The organism is Acinetobacter sp. VT 511, assembly GCF_001077515.1.
GTDB lineage: Bacteria > Pseudomonadota > Gammaproteobacteria > Pseudomonadales > Moraxellaceae > Acinetobacter > Acinetobacter schindleri.
In genome coordinates, this window is sequence record NZ_LFRE01000003.1 from 1 (window position 1) to 1815 (window position 1815).

Here is a 1815-nt window from a genome sequence, read left to right on the forward strand (position 1 = left end):
TGTTGAGGGTAATACTTCGGGTTCAACTACCGTCTATGTGAAAAATGCTGGAGGAAGCGGCGCGGCCACGCTAAACGGGATCGAACTCATAACTGTGAATGGCGATGAATCTCCAGCAGATGCCTTCAGATAAGGTGATGCAAGGATTGCAGCTGGAGCTTTCGAATATCAACTAAAACAACAAGGCAAAAACTGGTATTTGACAAGTTATCAGTCAGTGAATGAGGAGGATAACAGCTCAGAGGGAAATTCAGAATCAACAGAAACGCCTACCCCCGTCCTGCGCCCCGAAGCTGGAAGTTACGTCGCTAACCTGGCAGCTGCTAACACTCTTTTTGTTATGCGTCTGAACGACCGTGCGGCCGGCGTCGCGTTCATCGCCGCGATGACGTACGTCAGCTATCGCGGCGTCGAGATCGGCGAGCGCATCCAGAACATCCTCCTCGGCGTGCAGTACCTCGTGCTGGCGCTGTTCGTGGTGGTGGCGCTGTGGAAGTTCTTCGACGGGACCGCGCCGAACCCGACGCCGTTCGATCTCGCCTGGTTCAACCCGTTGGGCTTCACCGACTGGAGCGGCTTCACCGAGGCCGTGCTGCTGGCCTTGTTCATCTACTGGGGCTGGGACACGTGTCTCGCCCTGAACGAGGAGACCAAGGACCCCAAGCGCATCCCCGGCCGGGCGGCACTGCTGACCACCGTCATCCTGCTCGGCACCTACGTCTCGGATCAATCGGCACGTATGCGCCACCCGCTTTCAAAATCGCAAGGATTCCTACAACCATGTCTAGCGAACGATCAGCGATGATCCCGACTAACTGATCATTTTGAATGCCTTTAGCCTTCAACGTTCTTGCCAATTGGTTGGCTTTCTCGTTCAGCGCTTGATAGGTCAAATGTTGATCCTCAAATACAACCGCAACGTGTTCAGGAGTTCTTGCCACTTGTTCCTCAAACAGTCCATGAATCGTCTTGTCCATTGGGTATTCAGCCATAGAATCATTAAAATGTTCCAAAATTTGTGTTTTTTCCTGTGTTGTCGTCAAGTCAATGTCATGGATCGCAATATTCGGATTGTTGACCACTTGCGTTGCTGTGATAATCAGATCATAATTCTCGGCAACCGCAGCACGCAGATTTTGTTCAAATGCTGCCGGGTCTGTCGATTCAATCGTCTTGGTATCTACTTTGAATTCTTCGCCTGCTTTTTTGAAACCTTCATCCATCTGTACAAAGAAAGGGTTAACCCCTATTTTTTCGGGAAGTACGAGGGCCATCCGAAGAGATTTCTCCGAATCACTGCCTTGGGCGGATTGTTCGTCTTTGGAAGCCGAATTCCCACAAGCTGCCAACAAAATAGCCAACATGATGATCGATAAGACGAACGATAAACCTCTTTTCATTTTGAAAATACCCCTTTTCAACATTCTTTTTTCTTATCCTAGCGGATACTAGTTGAATATCATGACCAGTATTAAACAGCATAAAGCAGCCGTTTCCGTAAGTGTTTTTTGCCATACCGGGTTCAAAACAGGATTGGCCAAACAGGGCAGATTGTTGGTCGCCCAATATACCGGTAATAGGAATGGTAGCACCTAATAAACCAGGTGCCGTATCTGCAATATGGCAATCAGAGCTGATGATTCTTTGCAGGACTGCAGCTGGAATATTAAACAGATCCAGTAGGCTCTCATCCCACCTTTGAGGTTGCAGATTCATGAGCATGGTACGGGAAGCATTACTGGCTTCAATGACATGTTCAGCGCCTTGGTTCAGGTTCCAGAGCAGCCAGCTATCGATGGTGCCAAAAGCGACATG

2 protein-coding genes and 2 pseudogenes are annotated in these 1815 nt (G+C 49.4%); 2 read left to right on the forward strand and 2 right to left on the reverse strand.

What is annotated here, in order from left to right:
• Both ACS72_RS18525 and ACS72_RS18530 read left to right on the forward strand, forming a co-directional pair.
• Window positions 1-361 (forward strand): annotated as a pseudogene (locus ACS72_RS18525) (autotransporter outer membrane beta-barrel domain-containing protein); the annotation flags it as partial.
• A 24-nt stretch (window positions 362-385) separates the two neighbouring features.
• Complete coding sequence (locus ACS72_RS18530) at window positions 386-805, forward strand: amino acid permease (RefSeq protein ID WP_249888226.1); 420 nt, start codon at window positions 386-388, stop codon at window positions 803-805.
• Here ACS72_RS18530 and ACS72_RS18850 read toward each other — a convergent pair.
• Window positions 699-1274, reverse strand: a complete 576-nt coding sequence (locus tag ACS72_RS18850; protein ID WP_283936036.1) for an AMP-binding protein — start codon at window positions 1272-1274, stop codon at window positions 699-701. The two genes, ACS72_RS18530 and ACS72_RS18850, sit on opposite strands and share 107 nt — an antisense overlap.
• A 178-nt stretch (window positions 1275-1452) precedes the next feature.
• Window positions 1453-1815, reverse strand: a pseudogene (locus ACS72_RS00065) (FGGY family carbohydrate kinase); the annotation flags it as partial.

What these genes read in the sequence shown, in the direction of transcription:
- ACS72_RS18530 (WP_249888226.1), top strand. Translation starts at nt 386, where the DNA reads ATGACGTACGTCAGCTATCGCGGCGTCGAGATCGGCGAGCGCATCCAG.
- ACS72_RS18850 (WP_283936036.1), bottom strand. Translation starts at nt 1,274, where the DNA reads ATGGCCCTCGTACTTCCCGAAAAAATAGGGGTTAACCCTTTCTTTGTA.